Consider the following 18,509-nt stretch of genomic DNA (forward strand, 5'->3'; position numbering starts at 1 on the left):
AGATTACGACTGTCTCGGGCTAAAGAGAAGCTCTGGCTCAGTGATCTGCGGGCGCCCGCCGGTTTTACTTACCGGGAGATTTGATCAAGTGTTCGTAGATCGCCTCGCGCCGCTCACCGAGAATCAGCCGCACCACGGGATTGGCAAACCAGTGCTCCAGCAGATGGGCATCAACGGGCCGGCCCTGGCGCTCTTCCTGATTTTGCCGGGCCTTGTCCCACCAAACCGGGCCACACGCCTGGTCGAACTCGTTTTCATGCTCATAGCAGCCGTAGAGGATTTCCCGGATGAACTGCTGCTGGTGCTTGGGCAATATCAGGGTGATCAGCTTGTACATCAGCCGTTGCAGGCGCGGCGGGCGCGGCAGATGGGCGGAGACCTGGCGGGTATCGTCGAGGGCCGTGACGCTGGTGGGGTTCGCCGCATGCTTGGCGATCCATGCCTTGACCTTGGCCCGGAACAGCTGCTTGCGGCTCCAGTAGTGGTGGATCAGGTCCGGGCATTCGCGCACGTTGAGGGTGCGATAAGCGGCGATGGACAGGCAGAACTCTTCCAGGGTGTAGGCACCCTGGGCATGGGGAAACAGTTCGTCCATCAGCTCGATCGAACGGTCGAGAATGTGCGCGTCCTGCTGCGTCAGGCCCATGACCCCGGAGTTGAGGGTCATCATGTCGTCGTCGGCCACGCCCATGTCCAGCAGGCGTTGGTACAGGGCGCTGTACAGAATGCTTTCGTGGTTGTCGCCGTACTTGGTGTAGAAGGCGTTGCACAGCAGGGTGCCGGGCTGCACGCGTTCAAACAGCGCCAAGGGCGAATGGTGGAAAAACGTGTCGGTGTCGATCAGCAGCGCCACTTCGGACTCTTGCAGCACCTGCCGCAGCACCACGTGCTTGGTGCGGAAGTGGTAGCCATGGGGCTCGCTCCAGCGTTTACGCGTGGCTTCATCCAGCGGGCGCACCCGTACCGGCAGCAGGCGATAAGGCTCGGGATTGTCGCTGAAGACCTGGATATCGATGCCGGCATCCGGCGTATCCCGCAGGAAGGCCAAGGCACTGGCGATACTGAATACCGCTTCCTGATGGTAAGTCTCGGCGCCGAATACCAGGTACACCAGTTGCGGGCGGGACGTCGGGGCGGTTGTATTCATGGACTGCAGAATTCCGTGGGCGTTTAGAACGGCAAAGGCCCTCGATATGAGGGCCCTGGCATTTCGGAGCAGACCTTAGCGTGGCAGCTTCAGGTTGTTCCAGACAGCGAGGCTTGGCTCAGCCTGGTTCAGGGTATAGAAGTGCAACCCTGGCGCGCCACCTTGCAACAATTGTTCACACATTTCGCTGATGACCTGCTCGCCGAACGCCTGGATGCTCTTGACGTCGTCGCCGTAGGCTTCCAGTTGTTTGCGAATCCAGCGTGGGATTTCCGCGCCGCAGGCGTCAGAGAAACGCGCCAGTTTGCTGTAGTTGGTGATCGGCATGATGCCCGGCACGATCGGGATATTCACGCCCATCGCCTGTACACGTTCAACGAAGTAGAAGTAGCTCTCTGCGTTGAAGAAGTACTGGGTGATTGCGCTGTTGGCGCCGGCGTTGGCTTTGCGCACGAAGTTCTGCAAATCGTCTTCGAAATTGCGCGCCTGGGGGTGCATCTCCGGATAAGCGGCCACTTCGATGTGGAAGTGATCGCCGGTTTCTTCGCGGATGAAGCTCACCAGGTCATTGGCGTAGCGCAGCTCGCCGCTGGCCATGCCCATGCCGGACGGCAGGTCACCGCGCAGGGCGACGATGCGCTTGATGCCGGCGTGCTTGTATTGGGTCAGCAGGCTGCGCAGGTCGGCCTTGCTGTCGCCCACGCAGGACAAATGCGGAGCAGCAGGGACTTTGACTTCGCTTTCCAGCTGCAACACGGTGTTGATCGTGCGATCGCGGGTGGAGCCACCGGCACCGTAGGTGCAGGAGAAGAAATCGGGGTTGAAGCTGGCCAACTGCTTGGCAGTCGCCATCAGTTTTTCATGCCCAGCATCGGTCTTGGTCGGGAAGAACTCGAAGCTGTAGCGACGGTCTTGGGACATGGTCGTATCCTTGGAAACTCAAAACTGGAAGGCTTACACCGTCAATGTGGGAGCGGGCTTGCTCGCGAATGCGGTGGGTCAGCCATGATTGCTTCGACTGACACTCCGTATTCGCGAGCAAGCCCGCTCCCACACAAGCCCGCTCCGACAGGGAGAGAGCCGGTTACTTAGTAGCGGTAAGCGTGCGGCTTGAACGGGCCTTCGACCGTCACGCCGATGTAGTCGGCCTGGGTCTTGGTCAGTTGAGTCACTACGCCGCCGAAGCCGCGGACCATTTCCAGGGCCACTTCTTCGTCGAGTTTCTTCGGCAGTACTTCCACGGTCAGGCGCTCGGCTTTCTGGGCTGGCGACAGGTCGGCGTATTTCTGGCCGAACAGGAAGATCTGCGCCAGAACCTGGTTGGCGAACGAGCCATCCATGATGCGGCTTGGGTGGCCAGTGGCGTTGCCCAGGTTCACCAGACGGCCTTCGGCCAGCAGGATCAGGTAGTCATCGTTCTGCGGGTCGAAATCACCAGCACCGGTACGGTGAACCTTGTGTACCTGTGGCTTCACTTCTTCCCATGCCCAGTTCTTGCGCATGAAAGCGGTGTCGATTTCGTTGTCGAAGTGACCGATGTTGCACACCACGGCGCGCTTTTTCAGGGCCTTGAGCATGTTCGAGTCGCACACATTCACGTTGCCGGTGGTGGTCACGATCAGGTCGATCTTGCCCAGCAACGCTTTGTCGATGCTCGCTTCGGTGCCGTCGTTCTGGCCGTTGATGAACGGCGAAACCACTTCGAAACCGTCCATGCAGGCTTGCATGGCGCAGATTGGGTCAACTTCGGAGACTTTAACGATCATGCCTTCCTGACGCAGGGACTGGGACGAACCCTTGCCCACGTCACCGTAGCCGATCACCAGCGCTTGCTTGCCGGACAACAGGTGGTCGGTGCCACGCTTGATCGCATCGTTCAGGCTATGACGGCAGCCGTACTTGTTGTCGTTCTTGCTCTTGGTCACCGAATCATTGACGTTGATGGCCGGGATTTTCAGCTCGCCCTTGGCCAGCATGTCCAGCAGGCGGTGAACGCCGGTGGTGGTTTCTTCGGTCACGCCGTGGACGCGGTCGAGGATCTGCGGGTATTTCTTGTGCAGCAGCTCGGTCAGGTCGCCGCCGTCGTCGAGGATCATGTTGGCATCCCATGGCTTGCCATCCTTGAGGATGGTTTGCTCCAGGCACCACTCGTACTCTTCTTCTGTCTCGCCTTTCCAGGCGTAAACAGCGATCCCGGCAGCAGCGATAGCGGCAGCAGCCTGGTCTTGAGTCGAGAAAATGTTGCAGGACGACCAACGTACTTCGGCACCCAGGGCAACCAGGGTTTCGATCAGCACGGCAGTCTGAATGGTCATGTGGATGCAGCCGAGAATCTTCGCGCCCTTGAGCGGCTGCTCAGCGGCGTACTTGCGGCGCAGGCCCATCAGGGCTGGCATTTCGGATTCGGCGATAAAGGTTTCGCGACGGCCCCAGGCAGCGAGGGACATATCGGCGACTTTGTAGTCGGTAAAACCTGCAGGCGTGATTACAGCGCTCATGAAGAGCCTCCATTCGTAGTGTGCGAATGGGCGCCGTTGTGCGTTTAGTATCAGGCCCAATTAACCAGGCCAGACAACGCCCCATCCGAGCCTGACAGGTCGAGCCTGCTGCAGCGCCCCTCGGACAGGTGGCGGGAGAACGGTATCAATCGAAGATGACCGTTTTGAAGCGGAGGCGATTATAGCCGCCTGCGCCTGACTTCTAAAGCCTTTCTGTCGGCGGCATGAAGATCGCTCATGGGGTTGATAGCCAATGGCTCATAGAGCTTGGGGCCGGCCTCTGCCATGATGTTGACCATCATTTCGCAACACGCTTTGGAGTGAACATGAACTTCCACACCCGCAAATGGGTAAAACCCGAAGACCTCAACCCCAACGGCACCCTGTTCGGTGGCAGCCTGCTGCGCTGGATCGACGAAGAGGCCGCCATCTACGCGATTGTCCAGTTGGGCAACCAGCGGGTGGTGACCAAGTACATTTCTGAAATCAACTTTGTCAGCGCCTCGCGCCAGGGCGACATCATCGAGTTGGGCATCACCGCCACCGAGTTCGGCCGCACCTCCATCACCCTGACCTGCGAAGTGCGTAACAAGATCACGCGCAAGAGCATTCTGACGGTGGAAAAAATGGTCTTCGTGAACCTGGGCGAAGACGGTTTGCCGGCGCCCCATGGCCGCACCGAGATCAAGTACGTGAAGGATCAGTTTCAGTCGGAAGGCATCGGCGAGTAATCCTGCGCAGGGCCAGTGAACGCTCTTGATCAACCATGGGTCGTACCTGAATATCGCCCCCCGTTCAGGTATCACCATGGCCACCCAAGAAGACGGCAAGACCCCCAATCTGTCGCAGGAAGAGCAGCACGACGTCGACAAGAACCAGCCGCCTCGCGCGGCGGTTCTGCATGAAATCATCCGCACTCAAGGCGACCAGGAACTGGAGCGCAATGTCGCCGCGTTGTGGTGGTCGGCGCTGGCCGCTGGCCTGACCATGGGCCTGTCGCTGATGGGCATGGGCTTGCTCAACTCGCGCCTGCCGGATGGCGAAGAGTTCAAGGTGATAGCCAGTTTTGGCTACTGCGCAGGTTTTCTGGCGGTGATCCTCGCCCGTCAGCAGTTATTCACCGAAAACACCCTGACAGCGGTGTTGCCGGTGATGAGCAAACCCACGCTGAATAATTTCGGACGTCTGCTGCGTTTATGGGCAGTGGTGCTGGTGGGCAACCTGTGCGGCACCTTGCTGGTGGCGTACGTGATGCTGCACTTGCCGATCTTTGACACCAAGACCGACCTGGCCTTCCTGGAAATCGGGCGCAAGGTCATGGAAAACGACGCCTCCCAGATGTTCGCCAAGGGCATTGTCTCCGGCTGGATGATCGCCACCATGGTCTGGATGATCCCGTCCATGGAAAGCGCCAAAATCTGGATCATCATCCTGATCACCTACCTGATGGCACTGGGAGACTTCACCCACATCGTGGTGGGCTCGGCGGAAGTGTCGTACCTGGTATTTGCCGGCGAGTTGCCGTGGAAAGACTTCTGGCTGGTGTTCGCCGGGCCGACACTGGCGGGCAATATCATCGGCGGCAGCTTTATCTTTGCGCTGATCAGCCATGCGCAGATTCGCAGCGAAAGCAGCCTGCCAGGCAAAGCCGCTGCGGACCCGAGGCATCCGCAGCAGATCAAAAAGGATCAGTGAGTCTCCGGCGCCGCAGCAGGCGCCGGATCATCCTTGGTCACGTGCTTGACCAGCTTGCCGATGCTCAAGCCCTGCAACAGGATCGAGGACAGCACCACGATGTAGGTGATGCTCAGCAGCAAGTCGCGCTCCGGGCCCAACGGCAGGGCCAGTGCCAATGCCACGGAAACCCCACCGCGCAAGCCGCCCCATGTAAGGATGCGGATGGTGCCGCGGGGCACCGTGCGCCAGCGCCGCAGCAGCAGGATCGCCGGGGCGACCGTCAGCAGGCGTGACAACAGGATCGCCACCGCCAGCAAACTGGCGGCCAGCACGTGCAGCCAGTTGAACGGCAACAGCAGCAATTCCATGCCGATCAGCGCGAACAGCAGGGCGTTGAGCATGTCATCCAGCAGTTCCCAGAAACCGTCCAGGTAGCGACGGGTCATGTCGTTCATTGCCAGCTTGCGGCCCAGGTTGCCGATGATCAGTCCCGCCACCACCATCGCAATCGGTGCCGAGACGTGCAACTCGGTGGCCATTGCCGAGCCGCCGATCACCAGGGCGAGGGTCAGCATCACTTCGATCTGGTACTGCTCGATGCTCTTGATCATCAGGTACACGATGTAGCCGATCAGCCCGCCGAACACCACGCCACCGATCGCCTCATGGGCAAACAGCATGGCCGTGGCGCCAACCGTAGGCGTCTCGCCCAGTTGCGCGATGCCCAACAACACCGTGAACACCACCACCGCTGTGCCGTCGTTGAACAGCGATTCGCCGACAATGGTGGTCTTCAGCGGCTTGGACGCGTTGGCGGTTCGTAGCACACCGAGTACGGCAATCGGGTCGGTGGGGGAAATCAGCGCGCCGAACAGCAGGCAATACAGGAAGCTTACGTGCCAGCCGAACAGGGCAAAGATGTAGAAGGCCAGGCTGCCGATCACCACCGTGGCGATCAATACGCCGAAGGTGGCGAGCAGGCCGATGGGCCAGCGGTAGCTGCGCAGGTCGCTCAGGTTGACGTGCAGGGCGCCGGCGAACAGCAGGAACGAGAGCATCCAGTTCATCAGCAAGTCGCCGAAGTCGATCTGGCCGATCAACTGCTGAATGCGTTCTTCAAGGCCGGGGTAGCCGATAAAGCTCAAACCTTGCAGCAGCAGGGAAAACATCAGTGCCGTCACCATCACACCGATAGTGGGCGGCAGGCCGATGAAGCGGTAGTTCACATAAGTGAGCAGGGTGGTGAGGCAAATAAACGCAGCGACAAGTTCAAGCATCCGGGGTCCTTGGATGGGGGGTGAGTAGTTAGTTGGATAGGTGGACCGCAGCGAGGCGGCGACGTTGCAAGCAGATGGAGAAAAGTGCCGTCAGGCATACGCTCGGGTCGATGAGGATCGGGCAGCAGCAAAAAATTATGGGTAGAGGTCTTTGCGCAACTGAGTGCGGCGTGGTTGGCTTTAGTATAAACAGGTGCTGACATATGGCGCATCAATTCTGCTGTTTCTGACTGGGGAGTCACGAGTGATTGCAACAGCTCTGGTACTGGTAGCGGCGCTGCTGCATGCGACGTGGAACACCTTGATCAAATTCAGCGGCGAGCGCCTGTTGGTGATCGCGTGCATGGACACGGTGGCGTTGCTGTTTGTCTTGCTGGCGGTAGGTTTCGTGTCGTTGCCGCCGCTGGAAATCTGGCCATGGATCATCGCCTCGGCGCTGTTTGAATTGCTCTATCGCTACCTGCTGATCCAGGCCTATCGGGTGGGTGACCTGGGGTTGGTGTACCCGTTGATGCGTGGGCTGTCACCTCTGGTGGTGCTGGTGCTGACGCTGGTGTTTGCCGGTGAGGTGCTCAGCACCCAACAGATCCTCGGCATTCTGCTGATTCCGTTCGGCATGCTGTGCCTGTTGTGGCAAGGCGGTGGTGGCGAGCGGTTGCCCTGGTCGATGTTGCCGGTGGTGGCGCTGATTGGCCTGTGCATCGGCTGCTACACCTTCCTCGATGGCCAGGCGTTGCGCCGTTGGTCACACCCGCTGGATTACCTGGTGTGGCTGACGCTGATCAGCGCCTGGCCGTTTCCGTTGCTGGCGATGGTGCGCAAGCGGGCGGCGTTCGGGCTGTTCTGGCGTACCCAGTGGCGGCTGGGGCTGAGCGTCGGGTTGTGCGTGTTGTTGAGCTACGCTCTGGTGCTTTGGGCCATGCAGTTGGGCTCGATTGCCGAGGCTGCCGCGCTGCGGGAAGTCAGCGTGATCCTGGTGGTGCTGTTCGGTATGCGTTACCTGAAAGAACCTTTCGGCCGCCCGCGGCTCATAGCCTGTGGGTTGGTGCTGATCGGCATGTTCGTGATGAAGCTCTAACCGTCGGACAAAACTAAAAAAGGAATGGGTTATGACAGTCGCTTTCTGGTGTGTGTTGATCGCAATTTTTCTGCCGTACCTGTGCACGGGCGTGGCCAAGTTCAGCGGTGGCAAGTTCGGGCCCCGGGATAACCATGATCCGCGTGCCTTCCTGGATACGCTGGAGGGGTTTGCCAAGCGTGCCCACAGTGCGCAACTCAACAGCTTTGAAGTGACCCCGGCCTTTGCGGCGGCGGTGATCATCGCCCATTTGGCCGGCGCGGCGTCGCTGGTGACGATCAACGTGCTGGCGGTGCTGTTTATTACCAGCCGGTTGCTTTACATCATCTGCTATCTGGCGGACTGGGCGATCCTGCGGTCGGTGGTGTGGGCGGTGGGGATGGCGTTGATTGCGAGTTTCTTCTTCGTCTCGATCTAAAGCCTGACACTGTTCAAATGTGGGAGCGGGCTTGCTCGCGAATGCGGTGGATCAGTCGATACATCCGGTGACTGACACACCGCATTCGCGAGCAAGCCCGCTCCCACACAAGCCCGCTCCCACATAGACCCTTGGTGTTCTTCAGGTGCCTGTCGGCGCATCGGGCACTTTCGGCAGCGCTGCGCCTTTTGGCCACAGCATCCAGATCTGGCCCTGCTGCTTCATGTTGCCCGCCAACTCACCAGCGGCATCACCGGTTCCCCAGAACAGGTCGGCGCGCACTTCGCCGGTAATTGCACCGCCGGTATCCTGCGCAGCCACCGGGCGGGCAATGGGTGCGCCATCCGGTCGCGTAGTCGACAGCCATAACAGGCTGCCCAGCGGAATCACCTTGCGATCCACCGCAACGCTATAACCCGCGGTCAACGGCACGTTCAGCGAGCCTCGCGGGCCTTCGTTGCTGTCGGGGCGGGCGCTGAAGAACACGTAGCTGGGGTTGCTTGCCAGCAATTCAGGAATGCGCTGCGGATGCGCCTTGGCCCAGGCCGCGATGGCGCCCATGGTCACGTCTTCTTTTTTCAGCTCACCTTGCTCAACCAGCCAGCGGCCGATGGGGCGGTACGGGTAGCCGTTCTGGTCGCCGTAACCGACACGCAATTGGCGGCCATCGGCCAGTTGGATGCGGCCCGAACCCTGAATCTGCAGGAATTGCAGGTCCATCGGGTTGGTCAGCCAGGCGATAGGCTTGGCGGTGGAGCCTTGCTGGTTGATGGCGCTGGCGTCGTCATAGGGTTTGAGTACCCGACCTTCCAGGCGACCGCGCAGGCGTTTGCCCTTGAGTTCCGGGTAGATACTTTCCAGGTTGACGATGATCAGGTCATCCGGCACGCCGAATACCGGCACGTGGGCGGTAGGGGTTTCGGTGAGGCTGCCGGGGTAAACCGGTTCGTAGTATCCGGTGATCAGGCCGTTGGGGCTGTTGTCAGCCGAACGCAGGCCGTAGACATCAAGGTTGGCCTTGAGGAAGTCGCGAATCGCCACTGCGGTCGACGGTACGGTGGCCGATGCCGCGCACGTCGTGCCCCACACAGGGTCAGCCTTGAGTCGTTGGCAGGCGCTGCGCCAGGATTCGAAGCCGGCTTGCAGGTCACTGTCCGATACCGCCGGCAAGTTTTCCCAGGTGGCACTGGTGTAGGTCGCGATGGCGTGGGGCTTGGCTTTTTCATCTTTGCCGGTGTCGCAACCAGCCAGCAACGCGATCATTGGCAGAGCCCACGCCAGGCGGCGGCTCCAGGGTTTAAAGCGGGTATTCATACACAAAATTCCTGAGGCGATTGCCCGCGCGGGTTGGCGCTCGAACAACCCTTATTATTAATAGGGGTATTGGTCTTTGCAGGCGGGGCGAGGATACTGGCCGCCGTTTCCCGTGACCTTGAGCCATCATGACTTTTAAAAGACTGACCGTTGTATTGCTGGCCTGCCTGACACTGTCCGCCTGTGGCGGAGTTGATCCGAATTCGCCCCTTGGCCAGCGCAAGGCGATTTTCAAGCAGATGCTCAAGACCGGCGAAGACCTGGGCGGCATGCTGCGTGGGCGCATTCCGTTCGACGGCGCCAAATTTGCCGAAGGCGCGGTCAAGCTTGATGCGTTGTCCCATGAACCGTGGAAACATTTCCCGAGCGTGCGTGAAGGAGACCACACCAGCGCCAAGGACGACGTGTGGCAGCAACAGGCACGCTTCCAGGAGATGGCCCGCAACCTTGAAGCGGCCACCGGTGAATTGGTGATCGCCAGCCAAGTCCAGCCCTACAAGGCCAGTAACCTGGGGCCGGCCGTGCAGAAAGTCGAAGATGCCTGCACCGCGTGCCATAAACAGTTCCGCGATCACTGAGGCGTCTTACTTGTCCAGATCGTCCAGGGCTTCCTGCAAGTCCTTGCGTGACTGGGCCAGCTTGTCCTTGCGCTTGTTGATCTTGTCGGAATCACCCTTTTTCATCGCCTTGTCGAGGTCGGCCTGACGCCGGCTGACTTCGTGCTTGGCGTCGAGCACCTTGTTTTCGCGCTCCTTTTTCAAAGAAGCGTCGGTGCAATTGGCAGTGACTTCACTCAAGGCTTTTTCCAGGCCGGCTTGCTGCTCGCTGTTGCCGTGGGCCTTGGCTTGTTCGATCTGGGTGCTGATGGCCTGGCGCTTGGCGGCGCAGCCGGTGAGCTGCGGGGTTTCCTCGGCCGCCAGCAGTGGTGTGGCCATAAAGGTTGCGACGGTCAACAAGGCAAAAGGTGCGAGAAACTTCATAAAGGCTCCAAAGGAAACAAGGTCGCAATCAGGTGGGCAGGATGAATTCTGCCGGCACCGGTTAATGCTGTCGGGCAGAGGTCAAAAACCATCTATCCCGGCAGCCCGTAATGTTTCACTCAAGGCCTGCACCTGCGGGTCGCGAAAAAAAGCGCTCAGTTGCGCCGCGCGGCCCGGGCCTATGCCATCTTCGGCCAGCCAGGCTTGAGTGTCTTTGGCGGCCAGGGTTTGCCAGCCGCCTTGTAGATTGTTGCGGGCCGTGGGCGGTACTCCCAGGGCCATCAGCCATTGCGCGAACGGGCGTTGCCGGGCGCCGCGCAAGCTGTCGAGTAAACGTGCACTGCTGCGTTCACCTAAGCCATCAATGTTAGCAAGCTCTGCCTCATCCAGGGTTAACCAATCGAGCAGCCCGGCGATTAGACCGGCCTGAATCAAAGTGTTCCAGGTTTCACGGCCAATATGTGGCAGGGCCAGCCCCTGGGCGCCGCTCAGCCAGGTCAGGCGCGCGAGCAATTGTTCCTCACAGCCCGGGGCCAGTTCCCAGCAACTCAGGGGATGAAAGTTGTTGGCCTGGGGGATCTGCAACTCGACCCGTGGCTGGCTACGCAGCACGACGTGGTCAAGGCGCGGAATGACCTGGCCGGCAAGGCTGATGGACACCTGGTCGCCAGGGCGAATATCCAGTTCCCGCCAGCGTTTCAGGGAGCCAACGCTGACCCGGCTGATTTTCCGGTCATCAAGCAGTACCGGCTCCAGTTCCAGGATGGAGGTGATGCGCCCGGTGCGCCCAATCTTGAAATGCACCTTGCGCACATGGGCCAGCGCTTTGACTACCGGGTATTTCCAGGCAACCGCCCAATAGGGCGAACTGACCCTCCAGCGTTTGGCCGGCGCTCGCTGGCCCTGATGCAACACCACGCCATCGCTGGCGAAGGGCAGTGGGTGGCTGTACCAGTAGCTGCGCCAGTGCGCTGCTTCGGTAATGTCCTTGATCGGATGGCTATAGCGCTCGCTGTCATTGAAGCCCCATTTCGCAAGCTGGCTCAGCCGTTCGGAAAAATCATCGGGGCCTTGGGGCCAAGCCCACACAAACAGCCCAATATTGGCGGCTTCGGCTTCGCTCAACTGCCGGCGATTCATCAGCCCGGCGACTTTACTGCGGGCGCCGAGGCCACCTTCGGCGGCCTGCACGTGATCATCCAGTCGCCAATAGAGTTCGCCTTGCAACAACAGGTCTACGGGCTCGGGCAGTTGCTGGACGATCCCGGGAATCCTGCGGGCGGAGGCTGACCAATCCTGGCCCAGCCGGCCATCGCCACGACTGATGACCCGGCTCAGTCGGCCCTTGCGGTAAACCAGCGTGACGGCGACGCCATCGACCTTGGGCTGAATCCATACGTCCTGGCGAGTGCTCAGCCAGGTTTGAACGGCATTGTCGTCCAGCAGTTTTTCCAGGCCGGTGTGTGGTGTCGGGTGAGCGATGGTGCCTCGTGCGCTGGCCAGCGGATTGTCCGTGGTCGGCGCGGAGGAGGCGAAGCAACTGCGCCATAGGCCAAGGCGCTGGCGGGCCTGGTCATAGAGCTCATCGCTGATCAATGACTGGCCGAGTCGATGATAGCTGTCATCCCACAAGCGGACTTGCTGCGCCAAGTCGGCGATCTGGGTCCGGGCGTGATCGGCCTCCCAGTCGGGACACTCCCGCGCCCACGCAATCAGCGGCGAGAGACTGAGTAAAAAGAAGAACAGCAAGCGCATAGGCAGCATCATCATGAGCATCCTTGCTCTGAAAGGGCGCCCAGACTAAGCCATCCCGGCGGGCATAAAAAAGCCCCGCAACCGCGAGGCTTTTTACCCGATGTTTCGGCTTACTTGAACAGACCACCCAACGCTTTCACGGTATCGTTGCTGTCCGCCTTGGCCTGCTGCTTTTGTTGGCTGGCATCGAGCTTGGCCTGGGACTCGCCGACTTTTTTGCAACCTTTGTTTACTTGATCCAGAGCGGCCTGCATGGCCTTCACTTTCAATTCTTCGCCATTGGCTTTGGCCGCGTCGACCTTGGCCTGCAGGTCTGTGCCCTGTTTTTCGCAATCGCCGGAAGACACGCCCAGTTGGGAAGTCAGGCCGCTGAGTGCGCTCAAGTCGGCGTGCGCCGGCAGGGCAAACAGGCTGAGCAGAAGGGCGGCAGGGGCGAGTGTGGAAATGCGCATGGAAAACCTCAATGTACGATTGCCTGCGCGCTTATCGGTCCCGGGCAGGCGCAGTGCAATATCCAATAAGAGGTGAAGGCCCGGGAGGGCGCGGATTTTAGTGGGCCATCATTTAGCCTGCAAGCATTGGATCCAAAAAAGTGATTGTCGCCCGCAAATCATCCGGCAATAAAAAACCCTGCCGGGATAGCCCGGCAGGGTTTTGTGTTCACCGTAAGGCGATTACAGGCCGGCGGCAGTGCGCAGGTCGTTGGCGCGGTCGGTCTTTTCCCAGGTGAACGTGGTGAAGGTGTCGTTGCCGACAGTCTTCTGCTCAGGGGTGCGACCGAAGTGGCCGTAGGCCGCGGTTTCCTGGTACATCGGGTGCAGCAGGTCGAGCATGGTGGTGATTGCGTAAGGACGCAGGTCGAAGATTTCACGCACCAGCTTGACGATCTTGTCGTCGCTGATCTTGCCGGTACCGAAGGTGTTCAGCGAGATCGACGTAGGCTGGGCCACACCGATGGCGTAGGACACCTGGATCTCGCAACGCTCGGCCAGGCCGGCAGCCACGATGTTCTTGGCCACATAACGCCCGGCGTAGGCAGCCGAACGGTCAACCTTGGATGGATCCTTGCCGGAGAACGCGCCGCCGCCGTGACGGGCCATGCCGCCGTAGCTGTCGACGATGATCTTGCGACCGGTCAGGCCGCAGTCGCCTACCGGGCCACCGATGATGAATTGGCCAGTCGGGTTGATGTGAAACTGGGTGTCTTTGGTCAGCAGTTCGGCAGGCAGTACGTGCTTGACGATCAGCTCCATGACGCCTTCGCGCAGGTCGCTGTAGGACACGTCCGGGTTGTGCTGGGTCGACAGTACAACCGCGTCGATGGCGACGACTTTGCCGCCTTCATAACGGCAGGTCACTTGGGACTTGGCGTCCGGGCGCAGCCATGGCAACACACCCGATTTACGGGCTTCGGCCTGGCGCTTCACCAACTGGTGGGAGAAGGTGATCGGTGCTGGCATCAGCACGTCGGTTTCGTTGCTGGCGTAGCCGAACATCAGGCCTTGGTCGCCGGCGCCCTGATCTTCAGGCTTGGCACGGTCGACACCCTGGTTGATGTCCGGGGACTGCTTGCCGATGATGTTCATCACGCCGCAGGTCGCGCCGTCGAAGCCGACGTCGGAGCTGTTGTAGCCAATGTCGATGATCACGTCACGAACGATCTGCTCCAAGTCTACCCAGGCAGAGGTGGTGACTTCGCCGGCGATGATCGCCACGCCCGTTTTCACCAGAGTCTCGCACGCCACTCGGGCGAACTTGTCTTCAGCAATGATGGCGTCCAGCACCGCGTCAGAGATCTGGTCGGCGATTTTGTCCGGATGCCCTTCAGACACGGACTCGGAGGTGAAAAGGGAGTATTCGCTCATCTCGATGTTTTCCTGATATTTACCGATGGTGAGTGTCGCCAGCCGGCCGCTGAAAATGGCGGACCTGAATCTGGAAACCATTACGTAAACCTACATAGAGGCTTTCCCCGGGAACGAGTCCCGCAGCGGTGGCCCAACGGGCCAGATCGTCCTGTTCAAAACCCAGCCAGAGATCACCGCAGGCTTCCCTGGCCCAACTCTGGTTGTGGCTGCATAAATCTGTGACTAACAGGCTGCCGCCTGGTTGCAGCAAATTCGCCATCTGCTTGAGGGCTTCTGCCGGGGCTGCGAAATGGTGCAGGACCATGTTCAGCACCACGCAATCGGCCCGCAGGCTGGTGTCATTCAGGGCGTCCGCCAACTGCAGGTGGACATTGCCCAGCGCCTCGCGCTCACACAATTGGCGGGCCAATTCCAGCATCGCCGGGCTGTTGTCCAGCGCCGTGACCTGATGAAAGCGACGCGCCAGCTCCGGCAAAAAACCACCATCGCCGGGGCCCACTTCAACCGCCGTTGCCTCATCACTGAAGCTCAGCTTGTCCAAAAGTGCCAACACGCTTTCGCGGTATTGCGCCAAGCCGGCGATCAGGTCCTGCTGGGCGCGAAACTTCTCGGCTACCCGTGAGAAAAAGTCCTGGCTGGCCGCAGCGCGTTGCCCGTGCACCTGGCTGATGCGCGACTGCACATCAGCCGGCAGGGCCAGGCTGTCTATTTCTTCCAGCAGCGCAGCGTGCAGCCTGCCGCCCAACTGTTCGGTGTGGGGCAGGGCACGACGGTAAAAAATCGCATTGCCTTCGCGGCGGGTTGCCACCAGGTCGGCCTGGGCCAGCACCTTCAAGTGGTGGCTCATGCCGGACTGGCCGATGGCGAAGATCTGCGCCAGTTCCAATACCCCGAACGAATCGTTGGTCAGCGCGCGCAATACATTCAGGCGCAACGGGTCGCCGCCGGCCTTGCACAGGGCTGCCAGCTCGTCGCTGTCGTCGGGGCGAATGGAAGATGCGCTTAAGTTCATAAGGCCAGCAGTCTAGAGACGGTGGGAAAACCCCGCAAGGCCAATATCAAAAAGTTTTGATATTGGTCGATAATCGGTGGTTATAAGCAGCCGCTATAACCCATAGACGAAGCGGGGGGCGGTTTCTCCAGCCAATCGGCAGGAAAAACGCCCCCAAGTGACTATCTGTCATTGCCCCGAGGGCCGTGGCTGAGGGAAAATGCCGATCCTTTTTTCCGTTTCTTTTATTCAACCTCCAGGAGATCAGCGATGCCCAGCCGTCGTGAGCGTGCCAACGCCATTCGTGCCCTCAGCATGGATGCCGTGCAAAAAGCCAACAGCGGCCATCCCGGTGCCCCGATGGGCATGGCGGATATCGCCGAGGTACTTTGGCGTGACTACCTGAAACACAACCCGAGCAACCCGTCGTTCGCCGACCGTGACCGGTTCATCCTGTCCAACGGGCACGGCTCGATGCTGATCTACTCGTTGCTGCACCTGACCGGCTACGATGTCACCATCGACGACCTGAAAAACTTCCGCCAGATCCACAGCCGCACCCCGGGCCACCCGGAATACGGCTACACCTCTGGCGTCGAGACCACCACCGGTCCACTCGGCCAGGGCCTGGCCAACGCCGTGGGTTTTGCCCTGGCTGAAAAAGTGTTGAGCGCACAGTTCAACCGTCCCAATCACAACGTTGTCGACCACCACACCTATGTGTTCCTGGGTGATGGCTGCATGATGGAAGGCATTTCCCACGAAGTCGCTTCCCTGGCCGGTACCCTGGGCCTGGGCAAGCTGATTGCCTTCTACGATGACAACGGCATCTCCATCGACGGCGAAGTCGAAGGCTGGTTCACCGACGACACGCCGAAGCGTTTCGAAGCCTACAACTGGCAGGTGATCCGCAACGTCGACGGCCACGATCCTGAAGAGATCAAGACCGCCATCGAGACCGCCCGCAAGAGCGAGCAGCCGACCCTGATCTGCTGCAAGACCACCATCGGCTTCGGTTCGCCGAACAAGCAAGGTAAAGAAGACTGCCACGGCGCCCCACTGGGTGACGCGGAAATCGCCCTGACCCGCGCTGCGCTGAAGTGGAACCACGGCCCGTTCGAAATCCCGGCTGACATCTACGCCGAGTGGGACGCCAAGGAAGCCGGTCTGGCTGTCGAAGCCGAGTGGGACCAGCGTTTTGCAGCCTACTCCGCTGAATTCCCTGAGCTGGCCAACGAACTGGTACGCCGCCTCGCGGGTGACCTGCCTGCCGACTTCTCGGAAAAAGCCTCGGCCTACATCGCCGAAGTGGCTGCCAAGGGCGAAACCATCGCCAGCCGCAAAGCCAGCCAGAACACCCTGAACGCGTTCGGCCCGCTGCTGCCTGAGTTCCTCGGCGGTTCGGCTGACCTGGCCGGTTCCAACCTGACCCTGTGGAAAGGTTGCAAAGGTGTCTCGGCGGAAGACGCCAGCGGCAACTACATGTACTACGGCGTGCGCGAATTCGGCATGAGCGCCATCATGAACGGCGTCGCCCTGCACGGCGGCCTGGTGCCTTACGGCGCGACCTTCCTGATGTTCATGGAATACGCCCGCAACGCAGTACGCATGGCGTCGCTGATGAAGAAGCGTGTGATCTTCGTCTACACCCACGACTCCATCGGCCTGGGCGAAGACGGCCCGACGCACCAGCCGGTCGAGCAACTGACCAGCCTGCGCACCACGCCGAACCTCGACACCTGGCGCCCGTCGGACGCAGTCGAATCGGCTGTGGCCTGGAAGCACGCAATCGAGCGTAAAGACGGCCCTTCGGCGCTGATCTTCTCCCGTCAGAACCTGCAGCACCAAACGCGCGACGCTGCGCAGATCGAAGGCATCAGCCGTGGTGGCTACGTGCTGAAAGACTGCATCGGCGAGCCGGAGCTGATCCTGATCTCCACCGGTTCCGAAGTGGGCCTGGCGGTTCAGGCTTACGACAAGCTGACGGCAGACGGTCGCAATGTGCGCGTGGTTTCCATGCCGTGCACCAGCGTCTTCGAAGCCCAGGATGCGGACTACAAGCAATCGGTGTTGCCGTTGCAGGTCAGCGCGCGTATCGCCATCGAAGCGGCTCACGCCGACTACTGGTACAAGTACGTGGGCCTGGAAGGCCGCGTGATCGGCATGACCACCTACGGTGAGTCGGCGCCGGCGCCAGCGTTGTTCGAAGAGTTCGGCTTCACCCTGGAAAACATCCTGGGTCAGGCTGAAGAGCTGCTGGAAGACTAAAAGCTCGAACGCGGTGACCCTTTGGTTGCCGCATCCACTGTAGGAGCGAGCTTGCTCGCGAAGATCGTCAACGATAACGCAGCGTTTCTGGTTTAACGCGGCGCTCTCGGGTTCTTCGCGAGCAAGCTCGCTCCTACAATGGTTTGTGTCGCCCACAATGCGAGAACCCCATGCCTCAACCGCGTCCCTACAAAGTTGCACTCAACGGCTACGGCCGGATTGGTCGTTGCGTCTTGCGTGCTCTGTTCGAGCGAGGGGCGGCTGCCGGGTTTGAAATTGTTGCGATCAACGATCTGGCTGACATGGCCAGCATCGAATACCTGACACGCTTTGACTCCACTCACGGCCGGTTCCCCGGCGAAGTGCGGGTTGAAGACGACTGTCTGCATATTAATGGCAACTGCGTGAAGGTGTTGCGCAGTGCCACCCCCGAGGGCATCGACTGGGCGGCGCTGGACGTCGACCTGGTGTTGGAATGCTCCGGTGCTTACCACACCCGTGCCGACGGCCAGCGGTTTCTCGACGCCGGCGCGCCGCGGGTCCTGTTCTCCCAGCCGATGGCCAGCGAGGCGGATGTCGACGCCACCATCGTCTATGGCGTGAACCAGGATTGCCTGACCGGCGCCGAACTGCTGGTGTCCAACGCCTCCTGCACCACCAACTGCGGCGTGCCGCTGTTGCGCCTGTTGGACCAGGCGATCGGCCTGGAATACGTGTCGATCACCACCATTCACTCGGCGATGAACGATCAGCCGGTGATCGATGCCTACCACCATGAGGACCTGCGTCGCACGCGTTCGGCGTTTCAGTCAGTGATTCCGGTGTCCACCGGGCTGGCGCGCGGTATCGAGCGACTGTTGCCGGAACTTGCCGGGCGAATCCAGGCCAAAGCCGTACGGGTACCGACGGTGAATGTGTCTTGCCTGGACATCACCATGCAAACCGTCAGCGACACCGACGCCGGCGAGGTCAACCGGATCCTGCGCGACGCCGCCACCAGCGGCCCGCTCAAAGGCCTGTTGGCCTACACCGAGTTGCCCCACGCCAGCTGTGATTTCAACCATGACCCGCATTCGGCCATCGTCGATGCCAGCCAGACCCGCGTTTCCGGCCCACGGCTGGTGAACATCCTGGCGTGGTTCGACAACGAATGGGGTTTTGCCAACCGTATGCTGGACGTTGCAGAGCACTATCTGCAAACAGCCTCTCCACAACTTTAGCTCTCAGGAATTGCCACC

The 18,509-nt window shown here is 60.4% G+C and carries 17 protein-coding genes and 1 riboswitch; of the genes, 7 read left to right on the top strand and 10 right to left on the bottom strand.

From position 1 onward, the window contains the following. Positions 1–64: 64 nt before the first annotated feature. The 3 genes from AU074_RS29865 to ahcY all read right to left on the bottom strand — a co-directional run bounded on the left by AU074_RS29865 (position 65) and on the right by ahcY (position 3,645). Positions 65–1,147 carry a hypothetical protein gene (locus AU074_RS29865; protein WP_076017773.1) on the bottom strand — a complete coding sequence of 361 codons (1,083 nt, stop codon included), beginning with the start codon at positions 1,145–1,147 and terminating at the stop codon, positions 65–67. A gap of 75 nt (positions 1,148–1,222) precedes the next feature. Beyond that, on the bottom strand, positions 1,223–2,068 hold the full coding sequence (gene metF / locus AU074_RS29870) for a methylenetetrahydrofolate reductase [NAD(P)H] (protein WP_076017774.1): 846 nt from the start codon (positions 2,066–2,068) through the stop codon (positions 1,223–1,225). A gap of 167 nt (positions 2,069–2,235) precedes the next feature. Further along, positions 2,236–3,645, bottom strand: coding sequence for an adenosylhomocysteinase (ahcY, locus tag AU074_RS29875; protein ID WP_076017775.1), 1,410 nt, complete (start codon positions 3,643–3,645; stop codon positions 2,236–2,238). Positions 3,646–3,666: 21 nt separating this feature from the next. Further along, a riboswitch (S-adenosyl-L-homocysteine riboswitch) is annotated at positions 3,667–3,773 on the bottom strand. Positions 3,774–3,971: 198 nt separating this feature from the next. Between ahcY and AU074_RS29880 the strand changes: the two genes are divergently transcribed. After that, entirely contained in the window at positions 3,972–4,376 is a 405-nt protein-coding gene (locus AU074_RS29880; RefSeq protein ID WP_076017776.1) for an acyl-CoA thioesterase, read from the top strand. Positions 4,377–4,452: 76 nt separating this feature from the next. After that, entirely contained in the window at positions 4,453–5,340 is an 888-nt protein-coding gene (locus AU074_RS29885) for a formate/nitrite transporter family protein (protein WP_076017922.1), read from the top strand. Here the strand turns inward: AU074_RS29885 and AU074_RS29890 are convergent. Continuing rightward, positions 5,334–6,599, bottom strand: a complete 1,266-nt coding sequence (locus AU074_RS29890) for a sodium:proton antiporter (protein WP_076017777.1) — start codon at positions 6,597–6,599, stop codon at positions 5,334–5,336. The two genes, AU074_RS29885 and AU074_RS29890, sit on opposite strands and share 7 nt — an antisense overlap. Positions 6,600–6,843: 244 nt before the next feature. On the opposite strand from AU074_RS29890, the gene AU074_RS29895 reads away from it, so the two are divergent. After that, positions 6,844–7,677 (top strand): EamA family transporter, encoded by an 834-nt coding sequence (locus AU074_RS29895; protein ID WP_076017778.1) that lies wholly within the window; start codon positions 6,844–6,846, stop codon positions 7,675–7,677. Between the two features lie 31 nt (positions 7,678–7,708). Further along, the gene (locus AU074_RS29900; RefSeq protein ID WP_076017779.1) at positions 7,709–8,095 is read left to right on the top strand and encodes an MAPEG family protein; all 387 of its coding nucleotides are present in this window, start codon (positions 7,709–7,711) and stop codon (positions 8,093–8,095) included. Positions 8,096–8,236: 141 nt separating this feature from the next. Here the strand turns inward: AU074_RS29900 and AU074_RS29905 are convergent, their stop codons facing one another. Next, positions 8,237–9,409 carry a murein transglycosylase A gene (locus tag AU074_RS29905; protein WP_076017780.1) on the bottom strand — a complete coding sequence of 391 codons (1,173 nt, stop codon included), beginning with the start codon at positions 9,407–9,409 and terminating at the stop codon, positions 8,237–8,239. Positions 9,410–9,537: 128 nt separating this feature from the next. On the opposite strand from AU074_RS29905, the gene AU074_RS29910 reads away from it, so the two are divergent. After that, the gene (locus AU074_RS29910; RefSeq protein WP_076017781.1) at positions 9,538–9,987 is read left to right on the top strand and encodes a cytochrome c; all 450 of its coding nucleotides are present in this window, start codon (positions 9,538–9,540) and stop codon (positions 9,985–9,987) included. A 6-nt stretch (positions 9,988–9,993) separates the two neighbouring features. Here the strand turns inward: AU074_RS29910 and AU074_RS29915 are convergent, their stop codons facing one another. The 5 genes from AU074_RS29915 to AU074_RS29935 form a co-directional block, all read right to left on the bottom strand. Further along, positions 9,994–10,389: a DUF1090 domain-containing protein gene (locus tag AU074_RS29915; RefSeq protein ID WP_076017782.1), complete on the bottom strand. Its 396-nt coding sequence runs from the start codon at positions 10,387–10,389 to the stop codon at positions 9,994–9,996. 81 nt (positions 10,390–10,470) lie between these two features. Next, positions 10,471–12,144, bottom strand: coding sequence for an NAD-dependent DNA ligase LigB (ligB, locus tag AU074_RS29920; RefSeq protein ID WP_173860418.1), 1,674 nt, complete (start codon positions 12,142–12,144; stop codon positions 10,471–10,473). A gap of 110 nt (positions 12,145–12,254) precedes the next feature. Further along, positions 12,255–12,596, bottom strand: a complete 342-nt coding sequence (locus AU074_RS29925) for a hypothetical protein (RefSeq protein ID WP_076017784.1) — start codon at positions 12,594–12,596, stop codon at positions 12,255–12,257. A 222-nt stretch (positions 12,597–12,818) separates the two neighbouring features. After that, positions 12,819–14,009 carry a methionine adenosyltransferase gene (gene metK, locus AU074_RS29930; protein ID WP_076017785.1) on the bottom strand — a complete coding sequence of 397 codons (1,191 nt, stop codon included), beginning with the start codon at positions 14,007–14,009 and terminating at the stop codon, positions 12,819–12,821. A 19-nt stretch (positions 14,010–14,028) separates the two neighbouring features. After that, positions 14,029–15,024: a metalloregulator ArsR/SmtB family transcription factor gene (locus tag AU074_RS29935; protein WP_076017786.1), complete on the bottom strand. Its 996-nt coding sequence runs from the start codon at positions 15,022–15,024 to the stop codon at positions 14,029–14,031. A gap of 249 nt (positions 15,025–15,273) precedes the next feature. On the opposite strand from AU074_RS29935, the gene tkt reads away from it, so the two are divergent. Together tkt and epd are read left to right on the top strand one after the other, a co-directional pair. Next, positions 15,274–17,271, top strand: a complete 1,998-nt coding sequence (gene tkt / locus AU074_RS29940; RefSeq protein WP_076017787.1) for a transketolase — start codon at positions 15,274–15,276, stop codon at positions 17,269–17,271. A gap of 170 nt (positions 17,272–17,441) precedes the next feature. Beyond that, complete coding sequence (gene epd / locus AU074_RS29945) at positions 17,442–18,491, top strand: erythrose-4-phosphate dehydrogenase (RefSeq protein WP_063026588.1); 1,050 nt, start codon at positions 17,442–17,444, stop codon at positions 18,489–18,491. The last annotated feature ends 18 nt before the right edge of the window (positions 18,492–18,509 follow it).

It is taken from the genome of Pseudomonas sp. ATCC PTA-122608 (assembly GCF_001952855.1).
GTDB lineage: Bacteria > Pseudomonadota > Gammaproteobacteria > Pseudomonadales > Pseudomonadaceae > Aquipseudomonas.

Coding starts and splice junctions, on each gene's coding strand:
- ahcY (WP_076017775.1), bottom strand. CDS start 3,645: ATGAGCGCTGTAATCACGCCTGCAGGTTTTACCGACTACAAAGTCGCC.
- AU074_RS29885 (WP_076017922.1), top strand. CDS start 4,453: ATGGCCACCCAAGAAGACGGCAAGACCCCCAATCTGTCGCAGGAAGAG.
- AU074_RS29925 (WP_076017784.1), bottom strand. CDS start 12,596: ATGCGCATTTCCACACTCGCCCCTGCCGCCCTTCTGCTCAGCCTGTTT.
- metF (WP_076017774.1), bottom strand. CDS start 2,068: ATGTCCCAAGACCGTCGCTACAGCTTCGAGTTCTTCCCGACCAAGACC.
- tkt (WP_076017787.1), top strand. CDS start 15,274: ATGCCCAGCCGTCGTGAGCGTGCCAACGCCATTCGTGCCCTCAGCATG.
- AU074_RS29915 (WP_076017782.1), bottom strand. CDS start 10,389: ATGAAGTTTCTCGCACCTTTTGCCTTGTTGACCGTCGCAACCTTTATG.
- ligB (WP_173860418.1), bottom strand. CDS start 12,144: ATGCGCTTGCTGTTCTTCTTTTTACTCAGTCTCTCGCCGCTGATTGCG.
- AU074_RS29900 (WP_076017779.1), top strand. CDS start 7,709: ATGACAGTCGCTTTCTGGTGTGTGTTGATCGCAATTTTTCTGCCGTAC.
- AU074_RS29880 (WP_076017776.1), top strand. CDS start 3,972: ATGAACTTCCACACCCGCAAATGGGTAAAACCCGAAGACCTCAACCCC.
- AU074_RS29935 (WP_076017786.1), bottom strand. CDS start 15,024: ATGAACTTAAGCGCATCTTCCATTCGCCCCGACGACAGCGACGAGCTG.
- epd (WP_063026588.1), top strand. CDS start 17,442: ATGCCTCAACCGCGTCCCTACAAAGTTGCACTCAACGGCTACGGCCGG.
- AU074_RS29890 (WP_076017777.1), bottom strand. CDS start 6,599: ATGCTTGAACTTGTCGCTGCGTTTATTTGCCTCACCACCCTGCTCACT.
- metK (WP_076017785.1), bottom strand. CDS start 14,009: ATGAGCGAATACTCCCTTTTCACCTCCGAGTCCGTGTCTGAAGGGCAT.
- AU074_RS29910 (WP_076017781.1), top strand. CDS start 9,538: ATGACTTTTAAAAGACTGACCGTTGTATTGCTGGCCTGCCTGACACTG.
- AU074_RS29865 (WP_076017773.1), bottom strand. CDS start 1,147: ATGAATACAACCGCCCCGACGTCCCGCCCGCAACTGGTGTACCTGGTA.
- AU074_RS29905 (WP_076017780.1), bottom strand. CDS start 9,409: ATGAATACCCGCTTTAAACCCTGGAGCCGCCGCCTGGCGTGGGCTCTG.